21 protein-coding genes and 2 pseudogenes are annotated in these 24,377 nt (G+C 68.1%); 14 read left to right on the forward strand and 9 right to left on the reverse strand.

Annotated elements, in window-relative coordinates; genetic code table 11:
• Positions 1-1,169: 1,169 nt before the first annotated feature.
• Entirely contained in the window at positions 1,170-1,544 is a 375-nt protein-coding gene (locus ACFY1E_RS12905; protein ID WP_389074794.1) for a nuclear transport factor 2 family protein, read from the reverse strand.
• A 649-nt stretch (positions 1,545-2,193) separates the two neighbouring features.
• Between ACFY1E_RS12905 and ACFY1E_RS12910 the strand changes: the two genes are divergently transcribed.
• Positions 2,194-2,394 carry a hypothetical protein gene (locus tag ACFY1E_RS12910; RefSeq protein WP_389074796.1) on the forward strand — a complete coding sequence of 67 codons (201 nt, stop codon included), beginning with the start codon at positions 2,194-2,196 and terminating at the stop codon, positions 2,392-2,394.
• Positions 2,395-2,681: 287 nt separating this feature from the next.
• The gene (locus ACFY1E_RS12915) at positions 2,682-3,059 is read left to right on the forward strand and encodes a DUF805 domain-containing protein (protein ID WP_389074798.1); all 378 of its coding nucleotides are present in this window, start codon (positions 2,682-2,684) and stop codon (positions 3,057-3,059) included.
• Between the two features lie 38 nt (positions 3,060-3,097).
• Here the strand turns inward: ACFY1E_RS12915 and ACFY1E_RS12920 are convergent, their stop codons facing one another.
• Entirely contained in the window at positions 3,098-3,337 is a 240-nt protein-coding gene (locus ACFY1E_RS12920) for a hypothetical protein (RefSeq protein WP_389074926.1), read from the reverse strand.
• Positions 3,338-3,454: 117 nt separating this feature from the next.
• Here ACFY1E_RS12920 and ACFY1E_RS12925 point away from each other — a divergent pair.
• The 10 genes and pseudogenes from ACFY1E_RS12925 to ACFY1E_RS12970 form a co-directional block, all read left to right on the forward strand.
• Positions 3,455-3,508: pseudogene (locus tag ACFY1E_RS12925) on the forward strand (hypothetical protein); the annotation flags it as partial.
• 52 nt (positions 3,509-3,560) lie between these two features.
• On the forward strand, positions 3,561-3,791 hold the full coding sequence (locus ACFY1E_RS12930) for a hypothetical protein (RefSeq protein ID WP_389074929.1): 231 nt from the start codon (positions 3,561-3,563) through the stop codon (positions 3,789-3,791).
• Between the two features lie 266 nt (positions 3,792-4,057).
• Positions 4,058-4,912, forward strand: a complete 855-nt coding sequence (locus tag ACFY1E_RS12935) for an LLM class flavin-dependent oxidoreductase (protein WP_389074921.1) — start codon at positions 4,058-4,060, stop codon at positions 4,910-4,912.
• Positions 4,913-5,083: 171 nt separating this feature from the next.
• Positions 5,084-5,761 (forward strand): SDR family NAD(P)-dependent oxidoreductase, encoded by a 678-nt coding sequence (locus ACFY1E_RS12940; protein ID WP_389074801.1) that lies wholly within the window; start codon positions 5,084-5,086, stop codon positions 5,759-5,761.
• A 235-nt stretch (positions 5,762-5,996) separates the two neighbouring features.
• Positions 5,997-6,884 (forward strand): hypothetical protein, encoded by an 888-nt coding sequence (locus ACFY1E_RS12945; RefSeq protein WP_389074805.1) that lies wholly within the window; start codon positions 5,997-5,999, stop codon positions 6,882-6,884.
• Positions 6,881-7,315 carry a nuclear transport factor 2 family protein gene (locus ACFY1E_RS12950; RefSeq protein WP_389074807.1) on the forward strand — a complete coding sequence of 145 codons (435 nt, stop codon included), beginning with the start codon at positions 6,881-6,883 and terminating at the stop codon, positions 7,313-7,315. The genes ACFY1E_RS12945 and ACFY1E_RS12950 overlap by 4 nt, the downstream gene beginning before the upstream one ends.
• A 285-nt stretch (positions 7,316-7,600) precedes the next feature.
• Positions 7,601-7,762, forward strand: coding sequence for a hypothetical protein (locus ACFY1E_RS12955; protein ID WP_389074810.1), 162 nt, complete (start codon positions 7,601-7,603; stop codon positions 7,760-7,762).
• Positions 7,763-8,003: 241 nt separating this feature from the next.
• Entirely contained in the window at positions 8,004-8,675 is a 672-nt protein-coding gene (locus ACFY1E_RS12960) for an SDR family NAD(P)-dependent oxidoreductase (RefSeq protein ID WP_389074811.1), read from the forward strand.
• 53 nt (positions 8,676-8,728) lie between these two features.
• Entirely contained in the window at positions 8,729-9,673 is a 945-nt protein-coding gene (locus tag ACFY1E_RS12965) for an alpha/beta hydrolase (protein ID WP_389074813.1), read from the forward strand.
• Between the two features lie 59 nt (positions 9,674-9,732).
• Positions 9,733-10,056, forward strand: coding sequence for a winged helix-turn-helix transcriptional regulator (locus tag ACFY1E_RS12970; RefSeq protein WP_389074924.1), 324 nt, complete (start codon positions 9,733-9,735; stop codon positions 10,054-10,056).
• A 798-nt stretch (positions 10,057-10,854) separates the two neighbouring features.
• Here ACFY1E_RS12970 and ACFY1E_RS12975 read toward each other — a convergent pair.
• From ACFY1E_RS12975 to ACFY1E_RS12995, 5 genes are all read right to left on the reverse strand, one after another.
• The gene (locus ACFY1E_RS12975; protein WP_389074815.1) at positions 10,855-13,893 is read right to left on the reverse strand and encodes a family 78 glycoside hydrolase catalytic domain; all 3,039 of its coding nucleotides are present in this window, start codon (positions 13,891-13,893) and stop codon (positions 10,855-10,857) included.
• Between the two features lie 65 nt (positions 13,894-13,958).
• Entirely contained in the window at positions 13,959-17,075 is a 3,117-nt protein-coding gene (locus ACFY1E_RS12980; RefSeq protein ID WP_389074817.1) for a family 78 glycoside hydrolase catalytic domain, read from the reverse strand.
• A 3-nt stretch (positions 17,076-17,078) separates the two neighbouring features.
• The gene (locus tag ACFY1E_RS12985) at positions 17,079-18,344 is read right to left on the reverse strand and encodes an ABC transporter substrate-binding protein (RefSeq protein ID WP_389074820.1); all 1,266 of its coding nucleotides are present in this window, start codon (positions 18,342-18,344) and stop codon (positions 17,079-17,081) included.
• Positions 18,345-18,399: 55 nt separating this feature from the next.
• On the reverse strand, positions 18,400-19,221 hold the full coding sequence (locus ACFY1E_RS12990; protein ID WP_389074823.1) for a carbohydrate ABC transporter permease: 822 nt from the start codon (positions 19,219-19,221) through the stop codon (positions 18,400-18,402).
• Complete coding sequence (locus tag ACFY1E_RS12995) at positions 19,218-20,165, reverse strand: carbohydrate ABC transporter permease (RefSeq protein ID WP_389074825.1); 948 nt, start codon at positions 20,163-20,165, stop codon at positions 19,218-19,220. Before ACFY1E_RS12995 ends, ACFY1E_RS12990 begins: the two co-directional genes overlap by 4 nt.
• 337 nt (positions 20,166-20,502) lie before the next feature.
• Here ACFY1E_RS12995 and ACFY1E_RS13000 point away from each other — a divergent pair, with 337 nt between their 5' ends.
• Positions 20,503-21,540 (forward strand): LacI family DNA-binding transcriptional regulator, encoded by a 1,038-nt coding sequence (locus ACFY1E_RS13000; protein WP_389074826.1) that lies wholly within the window; start codon positions 20,503-20,505, stop codon positions 21,538-21,540.
• 182 nt (positions 21,541-21,722) lie between these two features.
• On the forward strand, positions 21,723-22,853 hold the full coding sequence (locus ACFY1E_RS13005) for an ABC transporter substrate-binding protein (protein ID WP_389074829.1): 1,131 nt from the start codon (positions 21,723-21,725) through the stop codon (positions 22,851-22,853).
• Between the two features lie 145 nt (positions 22,854-22,998).
• Here the strand turns inward: ACFY1E_RS13005 and ACFY1E_RS13010 are convergent, their stop codons facing one another.
• Positions 22,999-23,289, reverse strand: coding sequence for a hypothetical protein (locus ACFY1E_RS13010; RefSeq protein WP_389074831.1), 291 nt, complete (start codon positions 23,287-23,289; stop codon positions 22,999-23,001).
• A gap of 33 nt (positions 23,290-23,322) precedes the next feature.
• Positions 23,323-24,350 (reverse strand): annotated as a pseudogene (locus ACFY1E_RS13015) (zinc-binding dehydrogenase).
• Positions 24,351-24,377: the final 27 nt, after the last annotated feature.

The following is a 24,377-nucleotide window of genomic DNA, read 5'->3' on the forward strand; positions in this document are numbered from 1 at the left end:
GCTCTCTGTTCCGCTCGGCGTAGCGGCGTAAGCGTCCGATCGCTGGGCGCCAGGAGTCACGTCACCCCGACCCACAACCGGATCACCCTATCCAATTTTCATGTTAAGCTGATCCAGGAAACCGGAAAGGCCTATCCGTCTGCATGTGATCGCTGATGCCCTGCTCGCCGCCATGGGAGTCACTCATGCGGCCGGGGCGTCGTGACGTGTCAATGTGCGGACGCGCTCTACAGGAGGGATCAACCATGAAGGCGACAAACGGACATGCACGGCGCTGGGTGACAAGGTCGTCTGCGGCGCTCGGGATTGCGACGGTGGCCCTGACAACGGTCATGGCCCTGCCTGCGGCGGCAGCCACTGAATACACGTACGGTAACGCGAATTATCCAGGGGGGGCGGCCGATCAGGCCCGGAACAACTGCTACCGCTCTCACCCCAATGCATCGGCCACCGTGACGCTTATTGGTACGTACCTGAACGGTGGTGCCACGTGGTACTGGGCCGAGGTGAGGTGCGTCTACTAGCCTGCGCGTTTCGGTTGATGGTGTCTGGATCTTGATCAGAAAAGCGAAAGTGCCCTCTGAGCTGCAATGCCGGTGATTTAGTGCCTAGCTGCAGGTAGAGCGGGTGCTGGTGACTGATTCGGGTGAAGAAGACTCGGGGTTGCATGCGCCGGTTCGCCTCGATCTGATGATGCGGCGGATGGTCTCGGGACACGGCAACGGGGCTCCCGGTAGGACAGACGATCGACCAAGATCCGATCGAGGGTTTTCGGGGAAGCCCAGGTCATGGCAACGGGGCTCCTGGTAGAGCGAAGAAGCCGACCAAGGTCTTCCCGCTCGAACGAGCCCCGTTGCCCACTCAGTGTTCCAACGTCACGCTCACGTCGTCCATCAACGTCGCCGACGGCGTCTTCGCACGAAGATTTCGCGGACGGCCACCCAGGACGCTGGTGCCGCTGCCGCGGCCTGGCCAAGACTCATGTGCAGCACGCCCTTACCGCACTCGCGATCAACGTCGAGCGGCCGAGGCTCCAAGAGCCCGCCCGCCACTCCAACCGGCCCGCCCTCCCACCGCGTTCCAGCAGTACCTCGACGCACGAGGATTGCCCCGGCCTCTGTGGTGGCGAGGCAAACGGCCTTGGATCTCAAGATTCCCTACAGAGTCACTTACTGCGCCGGGTCCATCCCGACCTTGTCGAAGAGCTGACCATCCGTCGGGGTCAGGCTGTACATCGCGAGTCGTTGGATCTTGCCGTCCTGGATCGTGAAGAAATCTGCAAGGGTGACTGTCTTCCCGAACGCGATCAGGTCGATCTCCACGGCGACGTCTTCACCGTCTACGATCAACCGCCTGGGGCTGGGCTTCATCCCAGCGGACGGCAGGGCCTCCTCATACATCCGCCTGATCGCGTCCGCCCCCGTCAGGGTTCCCGCAGCGTTGTGCAGTACCGCATCCGCCGCGAAGAGGGCGGCCACGGCGGCGGCATCACCCGCGGTGACTTCCGCGAAGTAGGAGGCAACGACATCGGCGGGACCACTCATACGATTCCTCTTTCCACCCAGATTCACAGGCACTTGGCGATTTATATACACCCGAAGAACTGGCGGGTCCTCGGCAGGGTACGCACCCACCTGACGTCGGCGACCGCGCCGGCAAGGGCCCTGCTGGTCCTGACGAACCGTGAAGTCTCCCGCTGACGGACGATCTTCACCGAAGTCATCCGCCCGCGACCAGCACGAGCATCCCGGACATCACGCACACCGGTTCCGTGACCAGCAACTTCACAATGCTCACCGGTCAGGGGCTGCCTCGGAGTGCGTCTTCTGGGGGCCGACCATTCCCGTCCACCTGAAGAAGGGACAGAACACGATCGCCTTCCGCTCCGAGGAACCTCCGAACTTCGCGGCACCACCTACGTCTCGGACACCTTCCCCGACGCACCGCTCCGCTCCCACTTGCGCACCACTGATCGACCGGATCACCGCCGCACCGTACGCGCGGGAGGTGCGGGAGGTGCGGGAGGGCCGATGAAGTAAACACCACAGCAGCGTTGACGTGACGCGCGCGCGGTACCGCGCCCCACGCTGTACCAACGAACACGCCCACCTCGGCGCTCATGCCCAAGCAGACGCCCGGACCGTCACAGTCGACGGACCCGGGCGTTCCGTTGTCGGGGCGGGTCAGTTGCTGATGGATGCCGACATCGCACGGGACGAGCTCTTCCGGCCGCATTGGCTGGAGGGCCCGCTCGAGGAGATCCTCGACAAGGCCGCGATGGGCGAACCGATCGTGACCGTGGCGGCGAGCGCGACCGACCGGATCGAGTCCGCCGTCGTGGCCAGCGAGGGGACGAGCCGGAGGAACGCCCCGGCAGGCCGCCGAAAACGGTGATGCACCGGCGTTGGTCAGCACGTCGGCGAAGTCGGCGAGACCAACCTCATCCTGGACGGGGAGGCAGGGAGAGGGCGTGATCCTCACACCAGCAATCGGATTGCCCTATCCATTTATGATGCTATGCTGGCTACAGAAAACTGGAGCACCTTATCCGGATCATGAAATGGATAACTCTATCTGGTTAGGTTCGGCCGAACGGCCCGCGCTGCCGAAGTACGGGCCGCCGCGCCCTCACCGACGCTTCCCCGTTTCCTGATGACTCATTCGCGAAGGGTAGGACCGCCATGACCAGCATGTCGTTCGCCGACGCGGCACGCACGTGCCTCACCGCCAAGTACGCCACGTTCTCCGGCCGCGCCCGGCGTGCGGAGTACTGGTGGTTCTCGGTGGTGTATGTGATCGCTGCCGTCGCGTTCGTCGGGATCAGTTGGGTGATCGAGAATCCGCTGCCGAGCGTCCTCCTGCTGCCGTTCCTCGTACCTATGTTGTCCGTCTCGGTCCGCCGGTTGCACGACACCGGCAAGTCCGGCCGGAGAATGCTCATCGCTCTGATCCCGGTCGTCGGCCCGATCATGTACCTCGTGGGTATGACGGTGGACGGCACCCCGGGCACCAACCAGTACGGCCCCTCCCCCAAGGTAGTCGGCCACCTCGTCGGCTGAGCGGTCACGCACTGCGTGTGGTGCAGCCGCCGCCTCCATCAGATCAGCACGAGGCGGCGGGCCTTGCCGGCGTGAATACGGCGCGGCCGTACATCTGGCGCTTGAGCATCTGGCTCGTTTTGCTGAAGTAGCGCAGCGCCTTGAGACCACCACCGGAAGTCCGGCTCGCGCAGTTCCGTGTACAGGATGGCCGTATCGGAGCAGCTGTCATTCCACCGTTGGAACAGGTGCGTCTCGTCGAGGAGGCTGTCGCGGCGGAAATGGCCCTGCACGATCACGTCGATAACGACACGCCGCCACGCACGACCGCAGTGATGTTGGACTCGACACCATGGGACCCACTCGACGACAAGGTCGCGGTCATCACCGGCGGCGGTTCAGGTATCGGCCTCGCCATGGCGCAGCGATTCATCGAAGACGGCGCGGTGGTCTACGCGACCGGGCGCAGGCAGAAGGAACTGGAAGCCGCCGCGGCGAAGGTGGGCGCGATCGCCGTCCAGGGTGACGCATCGAACCCCTGCGTACCTCGACCGGCTCTACGGCACAGTGCGGGGCACCAGCCGCCGGACCGACATGCTGGTGGAGAACGCCGGGACCGCCGAAGTCGCCAGGCTCAAGGACGTAACCGACGGGCACTTCGACAAGATCTTCAACAGCAACGTCAAAGCCACGCTGCAGCTACAGCGTCTACGACGCCTCGAAAGCCGCGGTCCGCTCATTCCCCGGGGATAAGCGAACGAGGTCAAACAGTGGAAGAACCGGTCAGCGCGCTGTCACCGGGCACCATGTACACCCCTGGAGTCGACAATTCGCCTGTCGCGGCCGGGCTCGACGAGGCAGGCAGGCAGGCGCGGAGCAAGCAACGCACCACTCCGTTCGCGTGCTCGATCACCCGTTGGCCGACCGCCGACGTCACGACAGGACTGCCCGCTTGCCGCATTCGGTCATCTCGCGGACCCACCACCCCACTCTCCAAGGAGCAGCATGAAAGGAGCAGCATGAAGATTGGTGTCGGCCTTCCCAACCTGGTGCGCGATGTCCGGCCCGAGGTTCTCCCAGAGTGGGCGAAACGCGCGGAGGCAGCTGGATTCTCCTCGTTGGGCACGGGCGGCCGAATCGCCTTCCCGGGCGTCATGGACACCGTGACGCTCGCCGCGGCTGCCGGTGCGACCAACTCGATCGGCCTCATCAGCAACGTCCTGGTGGCGCCGGCCTGGCCGCCGGTTCTGCTGGCCAAGGAGGTCGCCGGCATCCAGGGTGTCTCGGGCGGACGGCTCACCCTGGGACTCGGCATCGGCGGGCGGCAGGACGACTTCGTGGTCGACGGCGCAGGACCACGCGGTGTGGGCAAGCGGATGGACGACGCCCTTGAGGTCTTCCGGGATTTCTGGGCGGGCAGGCCCGTTCCGGGCAGCGAGTCCGCCGGCGTGCCCGGTGGCCGGATCGAGATCCCGATGCTGTTCGGCGGTACGGCGCCGACCGCGCTCAAGCGGATGGCCAAGTGGGGCAAGGGATATATGGCCGGCACGGTGCCCGTGCCGATGGCCGCCTCCTGGTTCGAGGACGCCCGCCGGGCATGGACGGAAGCCGGCCGGGAGGGCAAGCCGTACCTCGTCGGTACCGTCTACTTCGCGTTGGGCGACTTCGAGAAGGGGCGGACCAACGTCTACGACTACTACAGCATTCTGGGCGAGGAGGTCGCCGAACTCACCACGAGCGCCATGGCCGGCAGCACCGGCGCTGTGCGCGACGTCATCGAGCAGTACGAGGACCTGGGCGTCGACGAGCTGCTGTTCAACTCCTCCTCTGACGACCCCGACGAGATCGAACGCCTGGCTGAGGCTGTGGGGTAGGCGCACACGACGGCGGCCAGGCGCCACGCCCGCCCACCAGTCAACCGGATTGCCTTATCCACTTCTCATGGTACGCTGAGATCAGCGAACCGGAGCTGGCTATCCGAATCGGAAATGGATAGATCTATCCAGTCCCGCTGCTTCCCCGACGCTTCACCGGAAGGACCCATCATGACCAGCATCGCCATCGTCGGAGCCGGCCCCCAGCTGGGGCTCGCCATCGCCCGCACCTTCGGCTCCCAGGGTTTCGACGTCGCCCTGATTTCCCGCAACCGGGAGAAGCTCGACGGTCTCGTCGCCACACTGACTGCTGAGGGCATCACCGCCGCCGCGTTCCCCGCGGACGTGCTCGACCGCGACGCGCTCACCCAGGCACTCAAGAATGCCGCCACCCGCTTCGGCGGCATCGACGTGCTGGAGTACTCCCCGGTGGGGACGTTCGGCTCGACCGCGCTGACCACTCCGACCGACACCGAGCCGTCCCACGTGCAGCACGAGATGGAGTTCCAGCTGTACGGAGCCATCGCCGCCACCAAGGCGGTGCTGCCCGCGATGCGTGAGGCCGGCGCGGGCACCCTGCTCTACACCACGGGCGCCGGCTCCATCGATCCCGTGCCGCAGGTCGGCAACGTCAACGCCGCCGCCGCGGCCCTGCGCAACTGGGCCATCAACCTGCACAAGGAGCTGGACGGCACCGGCATCCAGGCCGCCCACGTCGGCATCGACGTCTCGATCGGCATGTCGGTCATCCCCGACTTCCCGACGGCCCAGCCCGAGGAGATCTCCCCCGTCTACTGGGACCTGCACACCACCAAGCGTGACCAGGCCGAACTCGTCTTCAGCCGCTGACGCCAGGCCCCCTCTCGTGATCGCCCTCGCCGAACCTCGATCGCGCCGCGGAGTTCCGGGCCGCGGCGCGATCGAGGAGAAGGGCGTCGCTGCGATGGGCATTGCCGACCTCGACGCTGGGAGCCTCGAGCGTCATGAGGGCTGCCGAGCCCGGCAAGCACTTCATCCCTGACACCCACGCCTGCTGATGCCGGCCGTCAACCAATCCCCCCACTGTTTCGAGGAGTGCACCGATATGACCACCACGACTGACCCGTCCTACGTCGACCCCGCGCTGATCAACCCCCGCGCCGTACGTCTCATCGAGGCGTTCAAGGACTTCCTGGCCCGCATGCGCGACGAGGAGGGACTGACCTTCGAGGACTTCAGCGTGGCCGCCGATCTCCTGCAAAGGGCCCAGCAGAGCACCGGCGCCCCCCTGGCGATGGTCTTCGGCCCGCTGTACAGCGAGGTCTTCATGGACGGCCGGGACGGCTACACCCCCGCCGCGGGCGTCGACGCCTTCACGGTCCTCTCCGGCACCCCGCACATCGGCAACCCCGGCACCCTGCCGATGCGCCCTGACGAGCCCGGCACCCCGCTGTCCGTCTCCGGTCGCATCCTGGACGGCCACGGCCGGCCGATCGAGGGCGCCAGGCTGGAGATCTTCCACGCCGCCGACAACGGCAACTACTCCGGGCTCTACGACGACGGCGTGCCCAAGTACAACCTGCGCGGGCACCAGTTCACCGACGCGGAGGGCCGCTACGCCTTCACCACCATCACCCCGTCGGCCTACGCCGAACCCCACCTCGCGGCGGTCGACGGAGTGGCCGAGGCCTGCGCGGCCCTCGGACGCAGCCTCTACCGCCCCGCCCACATCCACTACGAGGTCCACCACCCCGACCTCATCACTCCCTGGGCGGGCGAGATCTACTTCAAGGGAGACCCCGTCATCCCCGTCGACTTCGTCGGCGGGTCGAAGACCCCGCTGTCCCTGCAGGCCGACACCGTCCTGCACGAGGACCCCGAGGACATCGCCGCAGCCGGCTTCCAGGGCCCCTACCGGACCATGGAGTTCGACTTCGCCCTCAAGACCCGCACCAGCCCCGACACCATCACCCCGAAGGGGACGACGGCATGAGCCCCGAGGACACGACCGCCTGGTCGCTGTCCCGGCTCAACACCGCCTTCTACCACCACTACGACCGCCGCGAACACGACGCGGTGCTCGGATTCTTCACCCCCGACGCCCTGTATGAGGTTCACGGACGGAGCCTGCGCGGCCTCGCCGAGATCCTGGACGCGCTCAACGCCCGCCCCGGTCCGGAGCAGACCATCCGCCACATCATGGGCGCCACGCACTTCCACACCATCGGTGAGACCACCGCCCAGGGAACCATCACCGTGCTCGGGTACGGCGGACTCACCCCCACCGAACCAGGGCCCGCCCCCTACACGGTGGCAACCGGCGGACACATCTTCGAACTGTCGGACCACTACCGGTTCGACAACGGCCGCTGGAAGATCACCCAACGCAGAGCCGACCAGATCCTCACCCCGACCCCTCACTGATGACCCGGGGAGCGCTGCTCAACGGCAGGCGCTCCCCGACGTCGTGGCGCCACGATTCGACCAGGACTCCGAAGGAACTCCCTCAAGGACAGGGGCAGAGAGTCATACCGGCCCCCGAAGTCCACGAACCCGAACCGGGCTCTACAACGACGGTATTGGGCACCGCCGCCAGCCAATTGGCCGGCGAACTGGCGGGGCTGAGACATACGCGGTTGCCCCTCAGCAAGCGGGCCGATGCGTTCTGACGAACCCGGGACCCAAATGGCAGTGAGGGGCACGGCAGTCTTGGGCGTCAACAAAATGCGCGGACGCGCGGCCACCCCCTGGCTGTTCCAGCGCAGGACCATGAGAATTCTCCAGTCGAACGCGAGCCAGGACGCCACGGCACAGCAGGTCGCGACCCCGAAGGACGCGGCCCCGCCAGTCGCCAAGAGTGCGGCGCCGTGAGGAACTGTCTCGCCTCGACGCCACCTGAAGCGGCGGGTGACGACACAGACCTCCGGGCGCAGCAGTCGGCCCATCAATCGGATAGCTCTATCCAATTCTAGTGCTACGCTGACCAGGCGGTCCGGATCACGCCATCCGGGCCAAGAAATGGATAAGCCTATCCAAAAGGCAAAGTGATCGCGCCGAGGTCGGCGAGATCACCCTCACCCCACACACCCCACCTTTCTTGCCGAGGATCACTGTGACCAGCATCGCCATCGTCGGCGCCGGCCCCCAGCTGGGCCTGGCCATCGCCCGCACCTTCGGCTCCCAGGGCTTCGACGTCGCCCTGATCGCCCGTAACCGCACCAAGCTCTACGATCTCGCCGGCACACTCACCGCCGAGGGCATCACCGCCGCCGCCTTCCCCGCCGACGTACTCGACCGCGACGCCCTCACTCAGGCACTCAAAGACGCCGCCACCCACTTCGGTGGGATGGACGTCCTGGAGTACTCCCCGGCCGACAGCACCACCGTCCTGACCACCCCGGCCGAAACCGAACCCTGGCACGTGCAGCACGAGATCGAGTTCCAGTTCTACGGCGCCATCGCCGCCACCAACGCCGTGCTGCCGGCCATGCGCGAGACCGGCACCGGCACCCTGCTGTTCACCACCAGCGCCCGCTCCGTCAACCCCCAGCCGCCGACCGCCAACGTCAGCGCCGCCGCCGCGGCCCTGCGCAACTGGGCCGTCAACCTGCACAAGGAGCTGGCCGACACCGGCATCCAGGCCGCCCACGTCGGCATCGACGCGGTGATCGGCACCCCCACCTTCTACGGACAGCCGCGGGTCGCTGGTGGCCAGATCTCCCCCGTCTACTGGGAACTGCACACCTCTCAGCGCGACCAGGCCGAGCGAATCTTCAGGGCGTGACGCCACACCGGCTGATCAGCGCTGTCCCCTCATCCGCCCACCGAGGAGGCGCCATGACCTACGCATACGACCCCGAGATCACGCCGTGGCTGTCGATGCTTCCGAGCGGACCGGTCACCGGCTTCCAGGAGCTGCGCGCCCGGAGCGAGGAAGCGGTGCGAGGCGGGCTGCCGTCCTACGAACCGGACATCGCCATCAGCACACGCGACGTCACCGTACCGGGGCCCTACGGATCGCCGGACGTCACGATCCGCATCTACGCGCCCGCCGAACGAGACGGCCTGCTGCCCGGACTTCTCTACATCCACGGCGGCGGATTCATCATGGGCAGCATCGAGCAGTTCGACGCCACGGCCACCCGCATCGCCGACAAGGCCGGCACGGTCGTGCTCTCCGTCGAGTACCGGCTCGCGCCGGAACACCCCTTCCCCGCTGGGCTGGAGGACTGCTACACGGCCTTGGCGTGGACCGCGAAGTCGGCGAGTGAACTGGGCATCGACCCCGCCCGCCTCGGCCTCGCAGGGGAGAGCGCAGGAGGCGGCCTCGCCGCCGCGGTGACCCTGCTCGCCCGCGACCGCGGCGGCCCCGCATTGTGCTTCCAGTACCTGGGCGTCCCCGAACTCGACGACCGCCTCCAGACACCGTCCATGCGTGCCTACGACGACGTCCCGCTGTGGAACAGCTTTGCCACCCGGGTCAGCTGGGACTGCTATCTCGGTGAGGGCCGCCGTGGCACGACCCATGTATCCCCTTACGCCGCGCCCGCACGCGCCGAGGACCTGTCCGGGCTGCCTCCTGCATTCATCACGGCCTGCCAGTACGACCCCTTCCGCGACGAGGACATCGACTACGCCCAGCGCCTCGCCCACGCCGACGTCCCCACCGAACTCGTCCTCTACCCCGGCGTACTGCACGGAGGACTCATCCCCGAGTCGGCGCTGGGCAGGCGCGTCCTCGCCGACATGATCGCGGCGCTGCGCCGTGGCCTCGGCGTATGAAGCGGCTGACGCACCCGGCCGCCCCGCACAGTGCGCCCCCTCACGACGCGGGGAACGGCATGCAGGTCGACGAGGGCATCACGCGCGTCTTCCAACTCCTCGGAAAGCGCTGGAACGGCCCGATCCTGTCCGTACTGACCACGGGGCCGACCTACTTCGCCGACCTGCGCCGGGCGATCCCCGGCATCAGCGAGCGAATGCTCTCCAGCCGCCTCACCGAGCTCGCCGCCGCGGAACTCATCGTGCGCGAGGTGGACAAGGGGCCGCCCCTGCGGGTCTCCTACCAACTGACCGAAGCGGGCACGGCGCTGGAGCCCGCGCTCCAGGAACTCGCGCAGTGGGCGAAGACCCACATGCCGGAGGCGGAGCATCTGCCCGCGTAGCGGACGGCCACGGAGTCGAACTGCGGGGACCGGTAGCGCAAACCCGCCGAGGTCTTGTAGACGGCTGCGAAGCCCTCACCAGAGTCGAACAGACCTGCGTACGCCTGAAAAGCAAGGGGTATCCAGCGTGATGTCCCTGGTGTCCCCGAGAGAGGGGGCTCCGTGCAGGTCGGACCTCCTGGCAACGACCAGTTGTCCACCCGGGCGGATGGCCGGCAGAACCTCGGCGCCGATGAGAGCGGGCGTCGAACAGGCCGGACACGCCGCCGGGGACGGCTTCGCGGATACGCTCGGCAACCCCCGTTCCGCGGGCAACGACGCGATCGCCCCACCACCGGCAGGTCGATGGCTTTGGCCAGCTGAACGGCATAGCCGCCCACCGCGCCGGCGGCGCCTGTGACGGCCAGCCAGTCCCCGGATTCCAGGGCTAGAAGGTCGAGGCCCTGCTGTGCCGTCATCCCGTTCACGGGAAGCATCGCGGCTTCCGTATGGCGGCTGCCCGCTGGCGCACGGACGACTTGGCGCGCATCCAAGACGAGGTATTCGGCGTAAGCGCCTCCAGGGGCATCAACGCTCCGGGCACTGGAGCGCGACGGGATCGTGTCGCGCTGAGTCTTCCCCACCACTCGGGCGCTGCAAGTCATGGCCGACAGCGGTGAGCGCGTACTCGCCTGCCGGGGGCATCCGCTACGACGAACAGGCCCGAGCCTGAGCCGAGAACGGGCTGTCGATGGCCGTGTCCGCGACGCCCCCTCGGCCCCGCGGACACGGCCGCCGCGTGATGTGGTCGTCCGCCGATCAGCGGAGCCGGGCGGTCAGGTGGTATCGGCCCGAGGGCAGCCGGTAGGAGGCCATGCCGTCCTTGTGACCGAGGAGACGCACCCCGTCCACTCGGGTCAGCGGAGTCCGTCCTTCGCGGACGGCATCGGCGGAGACGGCTGAAAGGCGCAGCGTCGCCTCGCTGTTGGCGGGCACGACCGCGTCATACGCCAGGACCCTGCCGCCGTCCTCCACCTTCCATTCGCTTCTGATCTCGCCGTACGGCGACTCGTACGAGCCCGACACCTGAGTGATCCTGCCGGTGGGATCGATGCGGGGTTGCAGGACGAAGTGCTTGAAGCCGGGGCTGTCCGGGTCGCGGGCGATGCCGGCCATGTAGGCGTACATCCACTCCATGATCGCGCCGTAGGCGTAATGGTTGAAGGAGTTCATGCCGACCGGCCCGAATCCGTCTTCCTTGGAGTAGGAGTTCCAGCGTTCCCAGACGGTGGTGGCGCCGTTCTTCACGGAGAACAGCCACGACGGCAGCTCGTCCTGGTAGAGCAGTTTGTACGCCAGGTCCGCGCGGCCCTCGTCGGTGAGGACGGGGGCAAGGACGTTGACGCCGAGGAAGCCGACGGACAGCGTGTTCTCGGCGTACCTGACCCGGATGCTGTTCGGGTGCGCGGCCTTGTAGGCCGCGTCGTTGCCGATGTTGTCGGCGAGATGGCCCACGAGCGTGCGGCGCTGGGCCTCCGTCTCATAGAAGCCGAGCTTGAGGACCCAGAGCAGGGCCGTCTGGCTGTTGTCCTCGGTCTTCTGGTCGGGGTCGGAGCCCGGTTCGATCGGGGAGGCGTCGCCGAGGCTGGACTTGACCGTGACCGTGCCGTCCTCGGTGCTCAGATACTTGGTGATGAACGCCTGCCTGATGCGCCCAAACAGCCGGTCGTACGCTTCACCCTCCGCCGTTCTGCCGATCGCGCGAGCCATCTGTGCCATCAGCCGGGTGCTGTAGCCGTAGTAGACGTCGCTCATGAGCTGGGCGCTGGTCTTCTGCGGGGCCAGCCAGTCGCCGGTGATGGAGCCCTGTCCGGCGTAGGTGTCGCCGGTCTGCTCCTGGATCCAGTCGAGGTAGCGGGTCATCGACGGCCAGTTGCGATCGATGACGGTCGCGTCGCCGGTCATCTGCCACAGGGTCCACGGGAGGATGACCCCGCAGTCCGCCCAACCGCTGCCGCCTGCCGGGAAGTTGAAGCGTCCGGTGGGGGCGAGGCCGGTGTACTGGGCCTTGTCCATGCCGTAGATGGACTGGGAGTCGACGACCGTGTCCTGGAAGTGGCTGAGGAAGACCCCGGCGTCCACGTTGTAGAGGCCGGTCGTGGAGAAGACCTGGGTGTCGCCGGTCCAGCCGAGGCGTTCGTCGCGTTGCGGGCAGTCGGTGGGCACCCAGAGGTAGTTGCCGCGCTGGCCCCAACGGATGTTGCTCGCCAGCTGGTTGATGTCGGGATCGTCGGTGGTGACGGTGCCGATCTCGCGGATCGCGGAGGTGGCGACCTTGCCGGTCAGGCCGGTGATCGTGACGGTGTCCGTCGCGGTGACGGAGACATAGCGGAAGCCGTAGAAGGTCAGGGAGTCCTGGTGGGTCTCGCCGTGCCGGTCGCCTTTGAGGATGTAGGTGCTGGTGGCCTTGGCACTGCGGAGGTTGGCCCGGTAGAGGGAGCCCTCGGGGCCGTCCGCGCCGGCGCTGTCGTCGTTGAGCATCTCGCCGAACTTGAACTCGGCCTTGGCTCCGGCCGGGCCGCGCAGGCTGTAGCGGGCCACGCCGACCATGTTCTGGCCGAGGTCGAACATCGCGGTCTCTCCGCCGGCGATCGTGACCGAGGCGGAGGCCGCCTTCGCGGGATCGGTCACCGTACGGTCGGGATCCACGACGATGCGGCCCCTGCCGTTGGGGCTGCCGTCCTGCCCGGTCACCCCCGTGGCGACGGTGATCGACTGCGGTCGCCGGTCCCAGCGGTGCATGAAGCGCGCGGTCTCGCCCGGGTAGGCGAGGAGCTGCGCGTCCGGGAACTTGTCGTCGAAGGCGACCCGTTCCACGTCCGACCAGGCGGCGTCGTCGAATCCGTGCGCCGTCCAGCCCGGCAGTTCCTTGCGGGCGTCGTAGGTCTGGCCGTCGTAGATGTCGTCGGCCCGGTAGGGGCCGGTGTCCGTCGCCTTCCAGCCACTGTCCGGCCCGGTGACGACCGTCTGCGACGTCCCGTCGGCGTACCGGATCAGCAGCTTGGCCTTGACGGCCAGGGCGTTGCCGTCCGCCGAGTAGTACGTACTGCCGTCGGATATACGGCCGTTGTACCAGCCGTTGCCCAGGACGAACCCGAGGGTGACGTCCGCGTGCTCGCGCCTCACGAGGTCCGTGACGTCATACGTCATGTAGTTGACGCGCGCGTCGTAGTTCGTCGAGCCCGGAGGCAGCAGTTCGATCGTGGTGCCGCCGTCCTGCGGGACGGTCACATGGCGTCCGTTGACGTAGGCCTCGTACACGCCGAGGGCCGAGACGTACAGCCGGGCCTCGCGGACCCGCTTCTTCAGAGCCACTTGCCTCCGAAGCATCGGTGCGCCGGACGAGTTGGGGGTCTTCCCCTTCATGCCGACCCACTGCGCCGCGTCCCAGCCGGTGACGCCGTCGGTGCTCAGCAGGCCCGTCTCGAAGACGGCCGGGGGTGCGCTGCCCGTCTTGCGGCCCTCGGAGTCCCAGACGGTGACGGTCCAGTGGTAGCGGGTCGAGGCGCGCAGCGGCTTGCCCTTGTAGAGGACGGCGACGGAGTCGGAGGAGCTCACGCGGCCGCTGTTCCAGAGGTCGGCACGGGAAGGGGTCAGCTTGTCCGGGGAGCTCGCGACGAGGATCTGGTAGGCGCCCTGACTCCATCCCCGGGTGGCGGACCGGGTGCGCCAGCCGAAGCGCGGCCGGTTCGCATCCACGCCGAGGGGGTCCGTGCGGTGTTCCACAGTCAGGCCCCACACCGGGCCGCCCTGCGAACCGGGGGATGCTTCCGCAGCAACGCTCGTTCCGCCTGCCATGAGACCGGGTCCTGTCGAGAGGGCGCCGGCCGTTGCGGCGAGCACGGTTCGACGACGTACATGACTCACGCCTGGGTCCTTTCCAAGTCACGGGCGGCGAAGGTGTGCCGCCCCGAGCCGACGACGCGGCCTTCGCCGTCGGGCAGCCGGATCTCCGCCGTGGTGTTCGGCGGGAGCTCCACGTCGAGGCGGAACCGGCCGTTCGCACGCCTCCAGCGCGCGGACACCACGCCGTACGGGGTGCGGTAGCTGCCCTCGGCATGGGTGAGGTCGCCGACCGGGCGGGGGTCGATGACGAGTTCGCGGTAGCCGGGCTTTCCAGGGGCCCGGCGGATGCCGACGACTCCGCTGTGGAACCACTCCTCGATCTGGAGCAGGATCATGTGGTTCTTGGAGTTGCCCATGTCCCACTGCTCGGGGACGGTCGTCAGGCCGCCTGGATTGGCGGTGGTGGGCGCCATGAAGTAGCCGTAGCTGGGGCGGGTGTTCTCCTGGAGGACGTCCCACAGGACGTCGTCACGGCCGCCTTCGTGCAGGGCGCGGACGATCGGGGCGAGGCCGATGGTGCCGCCGCTGAGGTGCGGTCCGCCGCCGAACGGCTGGTGGGCGTGGACGAGTTCGATCAGCGCGTCGAGGACCCTCCCGCGCTCCCCATCGGGTACCAGGCCCTCGTCGAGCGCGAGCGCCTGCATGGCCTGGGTCGCCGTCGCTCCGGCGGGGCCTTCTGCGGTGTAGCGGCCCAACTCCCGGTTGTAGAAGGCGTCGTTGAACGCGTCCTTGATGTTGGTCGCGAGGTTGCGGTACTCGGCCGCGTCGGCGGTACGTCCGATCAGTGCCGCCATGCGGGCCATCCGGTCGGCGATCTGGTGGTAGCCCCAGGTCCCGGTGATCCGGCCCGAGGTGTTCTCACTGGCGATCCAGTCCGCGAGGGCCGCGTTCACGAGGTAGGCATCCGCGCCGGTGCCGGCCTTCTTCGTCCTGATGTAGTTCAGGAAGGCCTGCATCTGCGGGTAGGTGCGGCTCATCGTCGAGGTGTCGCCGTACGTCTCGTACAGCAGCCACGGCACCAGGACGATGCCATTGCCCCAGTTGATCTCGTCGCCGAACCGGCCCGTGTAGCCCCAGTCGTACACCGGGGCCTTGAGCGCCACGTTGCCGATGTTGTCGCCCGCCCTGGACTGGCCCTCGACCAGGTGCCGTTGCATGGTGCGCAGATAGGCGGCGTATCCGAACGAGCGGTGTATCGAGCCGAAGGGCTGTACGTAGTCGGCCGGGTAGGCGAGCTTCTCGCGGCCGGGGCAGTCCGTGAACGTGGACATGGTGTTGCTCATGATCGAGTAACGGGCCATGCGGTGAACGCGGTTGATCCGGTCGTCGGAGGTGCGGACCGCGCCCGCGTTCGGCACGTCCGCGTGGATCTGCAGGCCGGTCACCGTCTCCTGGGTCGGTATGTATCCCTCGGGCAGGCCGGTGACCTGGAGCCACTGCATGCCGAAGTAGTGGAACTCCGGGTGCCACCGCTCGCCTCGCCGGTCGCCGTACGTCGTGTAGGAGGCGAAGACGTTGGTGCCGCGAGCGGCGCCGCCGCCCATGATCGACGCCTGGTTGACGGTGCCGTCGGCGTTCAGCGACTCGGCGGGCTGCATCTTGACCGTGACCCCGGCCGGGAGCGGGCCGTCGAGCTGGAGCAGCGGCCAGCCGGCGAAGTTCTGGCCGAAGTCGAAGACCCACACGCCCGGTTGGGGCTGGGTGACGGCGACCGGGCGGAGTCTGTCGACGATCCTGAGGGGCTCGGCGACCCGCCAGACCAGTTCGGTGGTGAGATTGGGCGCCGGGGCGATGCCGGCGTCGGTCCAGCCCATGGGCGTACCGTCGCGCCGTTTCGCCGACTCGCCGAGGTCCGCGCCGGGGGCGGTCCAGGCGGGCTGCTCGCGGCGGGCGTCGTAGTCGGAGCCGGAGTACCAATTGGCGAGGACGGTCGAGCCCAGCGCCGTCCTCCACGAGTGGTCGCTGACGACAGTCTGGACCGTCCCGTCGGCCTTGGTCAGCTCAAGGCGGGCGATCAGCCGCGGGGAGACTGCGGCGCCCGCACTCGGGTCGGTGCTCGCAAGCGAGTTACCGGAGGCGGAGACGGCGGCCCCGCTCTCGTGCCCCGAGGAGAGGCCGGGGTGGAAGCTGATGTCGGTGGTGCCGATCGCGGTGATGGTGCGGGACTCCAGGCGCGCGCCGCCGTCACCGGTGTCGATGTTGACGGTGCCGCCGACGTGGTAGTTCGCCACGCTGCTCACCTGCACGGTCGTAGCGCCCGGTTGGGCCGCCGCAGTCAGGGTGCCGCTGCCCTTGAACTGGCTCTGCCACCAGCTGTACGGGGCAGTGCGGCCGGTCGCGGCGTTGGTCACGGCCCGGGTCACGAGTGCTGTGCCATGGCCGAGTTCGACACCCAGGGTGTTGTCGCCGGGGCGGACGAGGCGCGTGACGTCGTAGACCCGGTATTCGGTGGAGAGCTGGTAGTTGGAGTTGCCCGGGGCGAGCACCTCGTCGGTGACGGGCCGGTCGTTGAGCCGGGCCACGTGCAGTCCTACGCCGGACAGGTACAGCCTCGCCTTGACAACTCTTCCGCCTGTTTGGAAGGCGCGGGCGAAGACGGGCAGTGGCTGGTCGACCGTGCGGCCGGGGTACTCGATCCAGCGGGCCTCGCCCCAGTCGGAGCGCTTGAGGAGTCCCATCTCCCATGACGCGGGTCGGCTCCACGGTGTCGCGTCGCCGCCGCTGCTCCACACCCTCACCTGCCAGATCACCCGGTCGCGCGAGGCCAGTACGGGGCCGTGCCAGGCGATGTCGGTCTGAGCCGAGGAGCGGACCTTGCCGCTGTCCCACAGCAGCCGGCCCCGGTCGAGCTCCTCTTCCGTACGAGCCGCGCGGATCCGGTAGGCGGACTGGGTCCATCCCGCTCCGGCGCCCGTCACCCGCCAGCTCAGTCTCGGGGCGGGGTCGTCGGCACCGAGCGGTTCGTCCTCACGGCCGTCGACGGCGAGTCCGACGACCCTGGTTCCCTGTCTGGCGCCCTCCTCATCGGCGTAGGCGTCCTGTGCGGGGAGCCCGACGGCCAGTCCCGCCGTGGAGACGGCCATGGTGCCGACGACCTGTCTACGGCTCAACGCGCCCCTCACGATGTCGCTCATGGGTCAGCTGCCGGCCTTGTAGTCGGTGTCCATCTCGGCGAGGAGCTTTTCGGGCGTGGACTGGCCGCTGAAGATCTCCTGAAGGCCGCTGAGCATGGTCTGCTGGACCTTGGCGTTGGGCCACAGCTGGTCCATGAACGGCACCGTGCGGTCCGACGTGATGAACTTGGACAGTTCGGCCAGGGACGGGTCCGCCACATACCCCGTGTCCGGCAGCGAGGGCAGACCGCCCTGCTTCTTGACGAACAGGTTCATGCCCTCGGGCGACATCACGAAGTTCACGAACTTCAGGGCGAGTTCCTTGTTCTTCGCCTTGGCATTGACGCCGTAGCCGGCGCCCGCAGCCGCCGGAATGAGGGTCTGGGACGGGTCGTCGGTGGCGGGCAGCGCCTTGAGCGTGAACGTGCCCTGCGGGTTCTTGCCCTTCAGGAGGGCGATCACCCAGTTGCCCTGGATGACGCCGAGCGTCTTGCCGGTGGCGGCGAGGGCTTGGCTGGCTTCGTAGTTGGTGCCCAGCGGGTTCTTCTGGAAGCAGCCCGTCTTCTCCATCGTCAGGTACTTGTCCAGGGCCGTGGTCCACTGCGACTTGGCGAAGGTCGCCTGGCCCGCCTGCATCTTCTGGTCGAAGCCGCGGTCCGGGCCATAGACCGTGGTGGCGACCAACGCGTACAGGACGAGCTGGGTCACCCAGTTGTCCTGGTTGCCGAGCGCGAAGGCGGGGGTTCCCTTGGCCTTCGCGGCCTTGCAGAAGCCCAGCAGTTCCGTCCAGGTGTCCGGCGCAGTGAGCCCGGCCTTCTGCATGGCCTGCTCGTTGTACACGGCGCCGATGCCGTTCTGGCCGAAGATCGCGTTGTACGTCTTGCCCTCGTACTGCGCGACGGACTTGATCGCGTCGGGCATCTTGGCGGCCCACGGCTGGTCCGAGAGGTCGCGCAGATAGCCGGGCTTGGCCAGGACGACCGTGGCGCCGGGGTTGCCGTTGCCGGGCCAGACCGACATCACGTCGGGGGCGGTGCCCGAGGACAGCTGGGTGCGGATCTGCTGCTGGTACTGGTCGGCGCCGCTGGTGGTGTAGCGGACCTTGACGCCCGGGTTGGCCTTCTCGAACGCCTTGACGACGTCCTCTACGGAACCCTGGTCGACGGAGGCGAGCGTCAGGGTCTTGGAGCCCCCGCCGGAGTCTCCCGCCTTGGTTCCGCCACTGCATGCGGCCAGCAGAGCGCCAGCCGTCACCGCGGCGATCAGGACCGGCAGTTTGCGTGTCTTCATGAAGTCTCCCTCGGGGAAGAGCCACCGGACATGAGGGAAGGGTGGGCGGCATGTGTCATCCGCGCAGCCCTCCCGCGAAGCCGTTGATGATGCTGCGCTGGAGCAGGAAGTAGACGAGCAGGACGGGCAGGATGCTGATCACCAGTGCCGCGAAGATGAGGTTCCAGTCGGTGACGTACTGGCCGACGAACCCCGCGATCGCGACCGGCAGGGTCTGCTGGGCGCTGCCGCTGAGGTACAGCAGCGGGGTGAAGAAGTCGTTCCAGATGGCGACCGTGTTCAGTACCAGGGCGGTCACCGTGATCGGCTTGAGCATCGGCAGGACGACGTGGCGGAAGCCCTGCAGCGGTGTGCAGCCGTCGATCAGTGCCGCGTCCTCGAAGTCCCGGGGCAGGGCGCGCAGGAAGCCGACGTAGAGGAAGACGGTGAACGGCACCTGGAGCCCGGAGTAGAAGAGGACCAGGGCCCAGGGGGTGCCGAGGAGTCCCATGTCGCGCATGGTCTGGTAGAGCGGCAGCGCGGCCAGTTGGAAAGGCAGGACCAGGCCCAGGAGGAACAGCAGATACGTGCTCCGGGACCAGCGGGCCATCACGCGGGCCAGCGGGTAGGCGGCGAGCGACGAGACGGCCAGCACGACGGCGACGCTGCACGCCGTCACCAGCAGGCTGTTGGCCAATGCCCCGCCGAGAGCGCCCTGTTGCCAGGCCTGGGAGAAGTTGTCCAGGGTGGGCGAGGTGGTCGGGCTGATGGGCGAGGAGGTGTCCGATGCCGGCCGTACGGCCAGGTTGACCAGGACGTACACCGGGAAGCCCACGACCAGGGCGGCGGCGATCATCACCAGTTCCAGTGCGAGGGTGCGGCGGCGGTAGCGGATCACGACATGGTCCTCTCGTTGCGGGCCAGCACGAGGTACTGACCGGTCGAGACGACCGCCACGATGATCGTGAGGACGACCGCGAGCGCGATGCTGTAGCCGAACTCGCCGAGCGTGAAGGCGTCCTTGTAGATGAGGGTGGAGAGGGTGTCGGTGGCGTGGCCGGGGCCGCCGCCCGTCAACGCGTAGACCTGGTCGAAGAGTTTGATGCCGCCGATGATCGACAGCATCAGGTTGATGGTGAGGGCCGGGGCCAGCAGCGGCCGTGTGACCGACCAGAAGCGACGCATCGGGCCCGCCCCGTCGATGGCCGCCGCCTCGTGGATCTCCTTGGGCACCGACTGGAGGCCGGCCAGGAAGATGACCATCGAGTAGCCCGCGTACTGCCAGACGATCACCCCGATGACCGACCACAGGGCGAGCTGCGGACTGCCGAGCCAGTCCATCTGCGAGCCGTCGAGTCCGACCGCGCCCAGCACGCTGTTGACCGCGCCGTCCGGGCCGAGCAGGTTGCGCCAGAGGTAGGCGGTGACGATCGGGGTGATCACGGCCGGGGCGAACAGGAACACGCGGAGCAGGTTCCGGGACTTGATGGCCGAGTTGACGCCGAGGGCCAGCAGCAGACCCACGGCGTTCTGGACGACCGTGATCGACACGGCGATCAGCAGGGTGTGCCAGATGGCCTGCATTGCGTCGGGGTCGTCGAGTATGTCGGAGAAGTTGTCCAGGCCGATGAAGGAGAAGTCGGGATCGAGACCGTCCCAGTCGGTGAAGGCGTAGTAGACACCGCGAGCACTCGGCACCAGGACCACGAAGGCGAACAGCAGCAGCGCGGGCAGCGCGAACCACCAGGGCGGGGTGGTGCGCGCTCGCCGGACCTTCGGTGCCGGCTCTGCATCCGGAGGCCGGTCATGGTCCGGAAGCTGCTCGTGCGGGGCGAGGGTCATCGACGGACCTCCTCTCATGAAACGTTTCAAACAAAGCGTTGAATCGAGGCTCCGGCACTGCGGGCTGTCGTGCGGGGGCACCGACCGGTTGTCGTCGTGGGTGATGCGGTCCGGGGGTCGGATGGTCCGATGCAAGGCCGGATGGCCCGGGGTGGGATGGGTAACGTTCCCCAAAGGTGTTGCCAGACCCTAGAGAGCGCCCCGCGTGACGTCAAGATGCCGCGCAAGCTGCGTGATTGTTACGGCTGCGACGCAGCTCAGCCCTTGCGACGGGCCCACTGAGTCACGATTCCGCCCTACACTCGCCGACAACGTTTCCCGAAAGGACAGGAATCGGATGGAGCCGCAGGCCCGGCCTCGACGCGTCACCATCGTCGACGTCGCCCGTCACGCGCAGGTATCCACGACAGCCGTCTCCAAGGTGCTGCGCAACGCCTACGGAGCCAGCCCCGAGATGCGCACGAAGGTGCGCCGCGCGATCGACGAGCTGGGCTACCGGCCGAACGCCGGCGCCAGGGGCCTGCGCGGACAGACCTACACCATCGGTGTCATGCTGCCCGACATCCGCAACCCCTTCTTCCCCGAGATCCTCGACGGCGTCACCGCCTCGCTCGCGGACACCGAGTACCAGGTGCTCCTTGGCCCGGGCTGCAACGGGGAGAAGGAGGAGGCCCGCGTCACCGAGGCAATGATCGACCGCGGCATGGACGGCATCATCCTGGTTGCACCGATCTCTTCACGCGCCCATATGGAGCGCGTCGGCAGCGCGGTGCCGACCGTCGTCATCGGCCGCCACGGCTCATCCCCCGCGTACGACACGGTAGCCGACGACGACATCGAGGGCGCCGCGCTGGTCGTCGGCCACCTGGCCGGCCTCGGACATCGCCGGATCGCCCACATCGAGCATCACGAGACCGACCCGACGCGCCTCACAGAGATGCCCAACGCCCGCCGCGCCGACGGCTATCGCCAGGCCATGCGGCAGAACGGGCTGGAGGAGTGGATCGACGTCGTCTCCACCAGCTACACCCAGGACGGCGGTTACCGGGGCACGAAGGAACTGCTGACCCGACCCGTCCGGCCCACGGCCATCTTCGCCGGAGCGGACATCGTCGCCATGGGCGTGCTCGAAGCGGTCGCCGAAGCCGGTCTGTCCGTGCCCGGCGACCTCTCGGTGGCCGGCTACGACAACACCACGTTCGCCGCGTTCGGCCCGATCTCCCTCACCAGCGTCGACCAGGGCGGTCGCGAGATGGGCCGGAACGCCGTACGCCTCCTCCTGGAACGGATCGCCGACCGCGGCCGCCGATCAGCCCAGATCACCCTCTCCCCCACGCTCGTGCCGCGCCGGTCCACGGCGCGGCCGGCGGAGTAGGGCGTCAGCTCCGAGTTGTGCAGCGGGCGTTCAATCGTTCGATTGAAGGTTGAATTCGACCTTTGGAAAACGTTGCCCATCCGGGTGGGATGAGGCAAGGATGAAGGGCGCCCGACGACCACGGCCGTGCCCAGGCGCCGGGGCTTCACCCCTCCACCCCCCATGGGAGAGGCCTCTTCAGCGTGACCACCTTCAGCAGACGACATGTCCTGGCCACCGGTGCCGCCCTCGGCGTCGGAGCCCTCGGCGCCACCGCGACTCCAGCCGCGGCCGCCCCGGCGGGCTACCGCGGTGCGGGCAAGCGCGAGGAGACGCGAACGCTCGACGAGCTCTACCGGGCCGCGCTCGCGGAGGGCGGGAAGCTCGTCGTCTACGCCGGCGGCGACACCCCCACCCAGCAGGACGGCACCAAGGCGGCCTTCAAGGCCCGCTTCCCAGAAATAGACCTCACGCTGATCGTCGACTACAGCAAGTACCACGACGTCCGGGTCGACAACCAGTTCGCCACCGACACCCTCGTCCCGGACCTCGTCCAACTCCAGACCCTCCAGGACTTCACCCGCTGGAAGCAGCAGGGCCGCCTCCTGCACTACAAGCCCGCCGGATTCTCCAAGGTCTACGACAAGTTCAAGGACCCGCAGGGCGCCTGGGTGGCCACCTCGGCGCTCGCCTTCAGCTTCATGTACGACACGGCGACAGTCGGCGGGACGACGCCGCTCACCCCGCGCGACATGGTCGACCCGAAGTGGAAGGGGAAGATCGCCTCCGCCTACCCGCACGACGACGACGCGGCCCTCTACCTCTTCTCGCTGTACGCCCAGAAGTACGGCTGGGACTGGGTGGCCAAGTTCGCCGCGCAGGACGTGCAGTTCGGACGGGGCAGCAACTCCCCGGGCGACGCCGTCTTCGGCGGCCAGAAGACGATCGGCGTCGGCACCGCCGGATCCGCGGTCAGTACCTCTCCCGTGACGTTCGCCATCGGCGCCGGACACCCCTTCATGGCCTGGGGTCAGCGCACCGCGATCCTCAAGCAGGCCAAGAACTCCACGTCCGCCAAGCTCTTCCTCAACTGGCAGCTGTCGACCGAGATGCAGAACGGTTCGTTCAACGGCTGGTCCGTCCGCACCGACATCACTCCCCCGGCCGGCCTGAAGCCGATCTGGGAGTACCCGAACGCCCACGTGGACGGCTTCCCCCGCTTCATGGCCGACCGCGCCGCGGTCGAGCGGTGGAAGCAGACCTTCGCCCTCTACTTCGGCGAGGTCAAGGGTGACCCGACGCCCGGCGTGCTGGGACTGCATCCAGGGGCATAGACGCGGGACGGAGGCACCCCCTCTCCGCACCAGGCACCCCGCCGCCCGGGCATGATCGGTACGGTGACACCCGGGACGGCAGAAGGGGCGGCGAGGCCGTGAGCGAGCAGGCGGACATCAGAACACGGTGTCGCCGATCCCGTTGTCATCGCGCATGCGTACCCACGGTGGCGCGTTTGCGGGCGCGGAGGGCCAGGCGCAGGAAGGTGCAGTGGCGGTCGTGCCACAGGGCTTCCTCGGTCTCGCCGCCGCCCGCGCGGACGGGAAGGACGTGGGTCCCGTACTCCTGACGCAGGCGTTCGGCGACCTCAGGATCGGTGCCCAGGTCGTCGGCGACCTCCGGGTGTGCCTTAAGCACCTCCTCGGTTAGGGTCGTCTCGGCGAAGAAGCGTTCCTTCTCCACCGAGGTGTCGCGGGGCAGGCGGGCCCAGCGCACCACGACCGTCGGCAGTCAGGCGGCAGCCGTCCCTCAGGACGGCTCGACCGCGGCGGCGGTCTCCTCCGGAAGGCTCTGGTAGACGCCGAGCCCGTGGGCGGGCATCTCGACGCCGCTGTTTCGGCCCGGCTCGACGCGGCCTTCCAGGATGTCGGGGAGGAGGTCCTCGATGTAGGCGCGGGCCGGGGCGATGCCGCCGGTGAGGGGGATGTTGTTCATGAACTCCCGGAAGCCGAGCGGGACTTCGCCGTACTGCAGGGCTCCGACGCGGCTGATGGTGCCGCCCGCGCGGACAGCGCCGATCGACATCTGGAGGGCGGGCAGGGTGCCGACGCACTCCAGCAAGGTGTGGGTGCCGTCGTCGGCGGTCAGTTCACGGACACGTTCGATGCCTTCCTCCCCGCGCTCGGCGACGACGTCGGTGGCTCCGAAGTCCCGGCCCAGGTCGGTGCGCTCCTTGTGCCGGCCCATCAGGATGATCCGCTCGGCGCCGAGCCGCCTGGCGGCCAGTACGGCGGACAGGCCGACCGCGCCGTCGCCGAAGACCGGGACAGTCGTACGGGGGTCGCCCCGGCGGTGACCGCGCAGTCGTGGCCGGTGCAGAAGACGTCGGACAAGGTAAGCAGGGAGAGCAGGAGGGCCGAGTCCTCGGCGACGGGAAACTTGACCAGAGTGCCCTGGGCCTGCGGAACGCGTACCGCCTCGCCCTGGTCGCCGTCGACGCCGTTCCCCCCTTACTGCCCGCCGTGGCGGCAGGAGGTGTGCAGGCCCTCGCGGCAAAAGTCGCAGGTGTTGTTGGCCCAGACAAACGGTGCGACCACCAGGTCGCCGCGCTTGAGGCCGGACACGTCCGAGCCGGTCTCCTCGACAACGCCGAGGAACTCGTGTCCGATGCGCCCGCCGTGCTCGGAGGCGGGCGCGGACCCGTACGGCCACAGATCGCTGCCGCAGATGCAGGAGCGCACGACCCGCACGACGGCATCGGTAGGCTGCTGGATCTTCGGGTCGGGAACATCTTCGACGCGGATGTCGCCCGCGCCGTAGTTCAGTGTTGCTCGCACGTGACTAACTCCAGAAGGGTGATCAGT

The organism is Streptomyces sp. NPDC001604, assembly GCF_042893475.1.
Lineage (GTDB): Bacteria > Actinomycetota > Actinomycetes > Streptomycetales > Streptomycetaceae > Streptomyces.